Origin of the sequence: Campylobacter sp. CFSAN093233, from assembly GCF_011068165.1 — a bacterium.
Taxonomy (GTDB): Bacteria; Campylobacterota; Campylobacteria; order Campylobacterales; family Campylobacteraceae; genus Campylobacter_D; species Campylobacter_D jejuni.
In genome coordinates, this window is sequence record NZ_JAAMWY010000012.1 from 1 (window position 1) to 6,066 (window position 6,066).

6 protein-coding genes and 2 pseudogenes are annotated in these 6,066 nt (G+C 28.8%); all 8 read left to right on the forward strand.

The features are described 5' to 3' along the window. A pseudogene (locus tag FBF15_RS09815) lies at window positions 1–248 on the forward strand (hypothetical protein); the annotation flags it as partial. A gap of 115 nt (window positions 249–363) precedes the next feature. Beyond that, window positions 364–2,355, forward strand: coding sequence for a hypothetical protein (locus FBF15_RS09105; RefSeq protein WP_052773724.1), 1,992 nt, complete (start codon window positions 364–366; stop codon window positions 2,353–2,355). Between the two features lie 166 nt (window positions 2,356–2,521). Further along, on the forward strand, window positions 2,522–2,968 hold the full coding sequence (locus tag FBF15_RS09110) for a hypothetical protein (RefSeq protein WP_169313244.1): 447 nt from the start codon (window positions 2,522–2,524) through the stop codon (window positions 2,966–2,968). Between the two features lie 180 nt (window positions 2,969–3,148). After that, window positions 3,149–3,592, forward strand: a complete 444-nt coding sequence (locus FBF15_RS09115) for a hypothetical protein (protein WP_002789078.1) — start codon at window positions 3,149–3,151, stop codon at window positions 3,590–3,592. Between the two features lie 84 nt (window positions 3,593–3,676). Continuing rightward, a pseudogene (locus FBF15_RS09120) lies at window positions 3,677–3,933 on the forward strand (hypothetical protein); the annotation flags it as partial. A 43-nt stretch (window positions 3,934–3,976) separates the two neighbouring features. Continuing rightward, window positions 3,977–4,408 carry a hypothetical protein gene (locus FBF15_RS09820; protein WP_223212443.1) on the forward strand — a complete coding sequence of 144 codons (432 nt, stop codon included), beginning with the start codon at window positions 3,977–3,979 and terminating at the stop codon, window positions 4,406–4,408. Between the two features lie 63 nt (window positions 4,409–4,471). Next, window positions 4,472–4,984: a hypothetical protein gene (locus tag FBF15_RS09825; protein WP_223212444.1), complete on the forward strand. Its 513-nt coding sequence runs from the start codon at window positions 4,472–4,474 to the stop codon at window positions 4,982–4,984. A gap of 494 nt (window positions 4,985–5,478) precedes the next feature. Then, on the forward strand, window positions 5,479–5,799 hold the full coding sequence (locus FBF15_RS09130; protein ID WP_002876591.1) for a hypothetical protein: 321 nt from the start codon (window positions 5,479–5,481) through the stop codon (window positions 5,797–5,799). Window positions 5,800–6,066: the final 267 nt, after the last annotated feature.

The window sequence follows — 6,066 nt, forward strand, 5'->3', positions numbered from 1 at the left end:
AGATAAGAAATGTGAAGGGAGAAAATAAATTATTAATAGAAAAGTCTTTAACCCAAACAATAGAAAAAGAATTTTTCCTTAATATTCATCAAAATTTATCCGCCCACATACAAGATAATACATCCTTAAAGTCCAATTCCATGCAGACAAAGGTAGAGGAACAATATTCTTTAGAATCAGATAATTCAACTTTTGACTTTCAAACAGATTGTGAAGTAAAACAGGCAGTCAAATCCTCCATCAAGTAGGTGATACTCAAATTGTTACTAAGGGAGATTGTGTTATAATTAAAGCAGGTGGAGTTGAAGTAATTATAGATTCTAATGGGCTTGTAGTTAGAGGTGGAGAGCTTAGGACAGAGTAATGGAAGCACTTAATCAAAAAAATAGTTTAAATATTAGGCTTTTAAGTTCTAATAATATTCTTCTGCATAATCAAGAATTTAAGCTTTATGAAATAGCACAGGGCAATAAAAATGAAATCAAGACTATTTTTACAACCAATAGAATGGGGGAAGCTCATTTAAATGCTAGTGAAATTTTTAGTAAAGAAGCACAAAGCTTTGAATTAATTTTAAACCAATCTAGTGTTTATAAAAACAAACCCATCTATAATCATAGATTTTTATTAAGAAGTTATGAGTATGGGCATTGGTGTGAAATAAAATTTGAAAGAAAGGCAGATAAAGGCTCTATAAACTCTATTAGGCTAAAATCCAAAGAATTTACCTTAGAAAATAATGAAAAAATAGTGCGTAATTTCTATACTTTTGGCGATATAGTAGAATTTGAAGCTATTTATGAGGATACAAAAATCAAAGAAGAGCAAATTAAATGGGGTTATGTTTTTATTCAGGATAAAAACACCTTAGATAAGTTAAACAAAAACCAATTAACTAATGACAAAAAGGAAAGTTCTTTATTTGATGAAGAAATTTTAAAAGATTGTTTTTATATTGAAAAAGAAGAAGATAAAGCCCTATTATCTTCTTCTATCATTTATAGACATTTAGAAAACAACAAAGCTTATTGTGGAAAACATCTTAGTTTGCAACTACCAAACCCTAAAGACACACAAGAGCAAAAAACACTATTAGTCTTTGCTTATAAAGAAATACCCAATTATAATGCCTCTTATCTTATAAGAATTAATGATTATCCACAAATTACCATTGATTGCACTCTAGCAGAAACACTAAGGGCACATACAAACAAAGATGAAATCTCAAGGCTTGGTTGGGGGGTAAGCTATATCTGTCAAAGATTATGGCATGATAATCCAAGTGATGCTAAAGAATTAAAAGATTTAACCTTTAGAAGCTCTACTTCACAAGATTTTATAGATACTATCCCTAATGAAACAATGAAAACAATAGTAAAGGAGATATTGCCTAGAGTAGAGATGCAACAATTAAAGACTGACAACACAAAATCAAGAGATAAAGCAAGATTTTATGCGGAATTAGATTGGGATAGTTTTTATATGAAGTTTCCTATAATGCAAGAGCTAAAGGGCGAGTATATGAATCTCAAAAAGCTTTTTGGAGAAGAATCTGATTTTCAAAAACAATTCGAAGATTTTCTTAATGATACTTTACTAGATATAAAAAACATTAAAAATACACAAGAATATACAATGGCACTCAATATCCAAGCAATGAAAGAGAATAAGACGAAGAATGCAGAAGTCTTTAAGCTATATAAAAAAGAGGAAACACTCCCAGAAACTCATAAAGCTATAAAAGACTTACAAAAACCATCAGATATTATCGATAATAGTTTATATTTTCAAAGGTTTGATATAAAAAATGATGTGTTTTTACCGCATTTAGACTTAAGTAAATTTGATGCATTTTCATTGCAAAACTCCATACAACATGAAAAAGAAGTTTTAGATAAATTCCACTCTAACCCAAAATACAAGCAGAATTTTGCTCTATACTCTATCGCAGGGGCTTTTAATATCTTATATATACCAAGCCTTATACAAATCACGAGAGTTACAAGATTCTATAATTACCATTCTTTATATGCTGCGTGCAAAAAGGTGCGTGCTTTTATCATTGATACTGTGAATTTTAATAATAATGGTAGCGATCAGCCTATTGGGGCATGGGATTATGAGAAGGTAGGATTTGATTTATATAATTCGATAATGCAATACCGAAATACAAAATTTCATTTTAAATATACCTCACCAAAATCATTCTTATTTCCCTTATATAATTCAGACTTTCTAAAAACAAAACAGTATTTTAATCTAGGCTTAGATTTCTTTTTATACAGCTCTACATTTTTGGATATGGATTTTAGTCATACGCAAATGCAAGATACTGCTTTTATAGTGGGGAAGTAAGATGTTTTTTGCTGGTGGTGATTATGAGCCTTTTATATATGGGCTTAGTCTTATTGCATACTATTTTCTACCCCTTTATTGTCTGACGCTTTTATTGTATAAATATAAGCCTCAATATGTGAATCTTACTCTACATATTGGAGCTTCAGTGTTGTTATACTTAGCTATGTGGGTAATATTTGTCGATACAACTATTATCAGCCTTTTTGAAATTTTTCAAATGTTTTTAATCCCCATTATCTTGCAAATTATACATCTTACCTTTATACTCTATGCTATTATCTATACTTATTTTGATATGCAAAAGATTTCATTTACAAAGAGACTAGGCAGATATATCGTTTCATTTTTTATTGGGATTGGACTACTTATCCTTTCTTTTGTAATGATGTATGCTATTGGATATTATATCAGCTCATGGTGTGATAGATATTATCTTAAAATCGATGAGAGAAATGAGGCGATTCGCACTATAACTTTTTATGTTCTTGTTGTGGTTTTTCCCAGTATAATTGCACTACTCCTTAGCTATATCCTCTATAAAAATCATAAGTCATTTTTTACTAAGATTCTATATAGAATCTTATCTATGATAGGCAAGGACAAACCATAATGCAAAAACTTATATATCAAAACCACGACTACCAACAAATACAAATCCAACAAACACAGAAACATTTCAATCTTGGTTGTGATTTTATAGTTACAAGCAAAGGTTTTAAAAATATTAAGATTCCAAATAATTTGGATACAAAGAATCTATTGAGGATTATAGTAAAAGTGAGGCGAGATAATGACTGATGGATTTGGGTTTTTAGCATATGTCTTTACATTGCCTGTATTGATTCTTGGTGGTATATCTTATGTATGTATAGTATTTTTGATAAGATTTCAAAGCTTTTGTGGGTTTGTATGTTCAAAAAGTTTTTGGATTGCTTGGCTTTTTTCATATTATTTATTATTTTTGATTATCTGCATTACTTGTGAATGGGAGTTATTAATAATGTATATCTGTGGTATTTCTTTACCTTTGGTATATTTTTTAAGAAAATTTTTTATGCAATCACATTCAAATCTAGCTCTAAACGAATTTTCATTATGGATTATCCCAATGAGTATTTTCTCTCTTTGTATTCATAGTAGCCTGTGCGTTGCTATTGCATGGATGTTAATATTTTTTCAAACAAATTATGATACCCAAACACTTCAATCTTGGCTTAGATTTCTTTTTATATAGCTCTATATTTTTAGATATTGTGCTAGAGGAGTAGTTATTATGTTTGAAGCGACAAAAAATACAGAGTAAATTAAAGGAGTTCTTATGCAAAAGTTTTTAATAGTTTTAAGGATTTGTGTTACTTTAAGTATTAATATTAATGCTCAATCTCCAGAAGAAGCTAAACCTAGCTTTAATTGTGCTAAAGCAAAAAGCAAGGTTGAAAAGATGATTTGTAGTGATAAAAGTGGGGAGTTACAAAAACTTGATAGATTATATTCTAAACTCTATTTTTCAATACTAAAGAGTATCCCTAAAGATACAAAAAGGGGCAAAAAACAAGAGAAAAACTGAAATATTTTAATCATCCTGTTATGAGTAATAGAAATATATTTCAATGCTATTTTGCAAAATAATATAAAAATCTACAACCAAAATCCTGAAAATATCAACCAAAAACTTAATGAAAATATGGTTTTTGAGCTTGCAGATAATGAAGCAAAAGAAGTTAAAAAAATCATTTCTTTTGAGAAAATACATAATCTAAGAAAAAAACTTCAAAAATGGAATGCAAACTATCTTACTTCTTTTAGTAAGACAGAATTAACCAATCCACAAGAGTTTATTCCCTTATTGTCTATTTATTATCAGCGTCCAGCAAGATTTAACCCAGAGAGTGGACTCATCTTGCTTCAAAAAGTCCTTAAAGATAAGAATAGATTTTTAGTGTGGTTTCTGTGCGTTATTATGCTGATATACGACAATTCAAAAACCCTTATTATTCTCGCAGAATCCAAGAATCTAACTTTAGAGAAGCCAATACCAAGCAAGGACTGAAGCTGCCAGATAAATACACTTATCTTTCTTTTATGCAAACTTATAAGAAATGCAAAGAAGTTGATGAAAAAAACAGAGTATCTCTTAAGAGAATACAATACATATTATACTAAAGACAAACACTATTATTCTTATGTTGCTAAAGAAGAATTTCAGGGTATAGCTGATATTCTCGCTCCCTATCTTAATTACCTAAACACCCTCACTCAAAAAAATTTTAGCTTAGATAATATTTATTGTATTGCTAATTATTGTGAGAATTTAGGCGCTAATAAATTGGATAATGTTGCCTTGCTTAATAAAACTTTAAGACAAAAGTTTGAAAAACTAGAAGCAAATACACCCCATAATATTCTTATCCTCTATCCAAATCCCACTCCATCTATTATACAAATAGAACAACCTAAAAATACTTTTATTACTTTACTTATAGGAGCAAAAGCAAAAATAGATTGCACTAAATTGATAGAAGATCAATGCGAGCTAATGTATTTAAAATATGATCCAACGCAAGAAGAACAACAAACAAGTAATCCGCAAGCTTTTTCTTGTAGCACCCAAGAAGAACTTATTTAAAAAAAAGAAAATGAAATATACTTTAAAGCAGTAAAAAACAATATATCATATTTTATTAATAAAAACGATGGGATTTTAAAAGTTGCTCTTGCTGGTAATGAAGAAAATGCTATAGAATTATACAGTTTTGCTAAAGAAAATCAATTTAAAATTTTGCAAGATAAAACCTCAAAGATGCTAAAAATCTATTTAAAACTAGAAAGATATAGTAGCGAAGAGATTTTATCGCATAGAGGGGGAATTTTGAATTAACACTTAATAATCTTAAGATTTTAGATGAAAATGGAAACAATTATGAAACCATCACTAAAGTATTTCTTCATAATTGTGAGAATAGAAGGATTTATGAAAGTTTAAAGTTAGAACATCAAGAAGGCATTTATAAGAGCAGTTTCAAGATTGATTTAATTTTAGATACAAACTCTTCTTTTTTTAAAAGGGCTACAAAATGTATTATAGCTACAAAAACCTTAGAAGGCTTTAGCACAAGTCAAATGCATAAAATTGGAAATGTGGCAATAGTCTCTTTAAGTTCTGCAGATAAGAAAGGTGGAAGCTATACTTTTACAAATAAGGTAAGCATGCAAGATTTTGGAGAAAATCTTTATTTAGATACTGAGGCAAATGGGTATGAAAAACAAATAAAAAATTCAAGAGAGAATTTATATATCACAAATTTGAAAGCTTATAAAGAAAAAGAACAGCAAAATACTACTGATAAAATCCCTTACAATGAAACTATTTTTATTAGAGCCTACTTAAATAATGAGGAGAATTTTTCTTCGATGAGACAATTAAATGGGCATATTGTATAAAAAAAGAAGAGGAATTAGAATGTAATCAATCTAAAATTAAAATTTTAGAAAATCTTCAAGGAAATGATATAACCTTTAATACTTCTATGCTTTCACAAGATGATAGGAATAAACTTTATAATATGAATGAAAAATATCAATTAATCTTATTTGCTTATTTTAGTGCACCTGCATTTAAAACAACACAAGGAATAACGCATTTAGTGTTAAAATGACTAAAGATTTAAACTATACAAAACAAAGCCATTGAACTTACCCTCTCAAATA

Excerpts from the sequence above, each read along its gene's own strand:
- FBF15_RS09105 (WP_052773724.1), top strand. The coding sequence starts at position 364 with ATGGAAGCACTTAATCAAAAAAATAGTTTAAATATTAGGCTTTTAAGT.
- FBF15_RS09115 (WP_002789078.1), top strand. The coding sequence starts at position 3,149 with ATGACTGATGGATTTGGGTTTTTAGCATATGTCTTTACATTGCCTGTA.
- FBF15_RS09130 (WP_002876591.1), top strand. The coding sequence starts at position 5,479 with ATGCATAAAATTGGAAATGTGGCAATAGTCTCTTTAAGTTCTGCAGAT.
- FBF15_RS09110 (WP_169313244.1), top strand. The coding sequence starts at position 2,522 with ATGTGGGTAATATTTGTCGATACAACTATTATCAGCCTTTTTGAAATT.
- FBF15_RS09825 (WP_223212444.1), top strand. The coding sequence starts at position 4,472 with ATGAAAAAAACAGAGTATCTCTTAAGAGAATACAATACATATTATACT.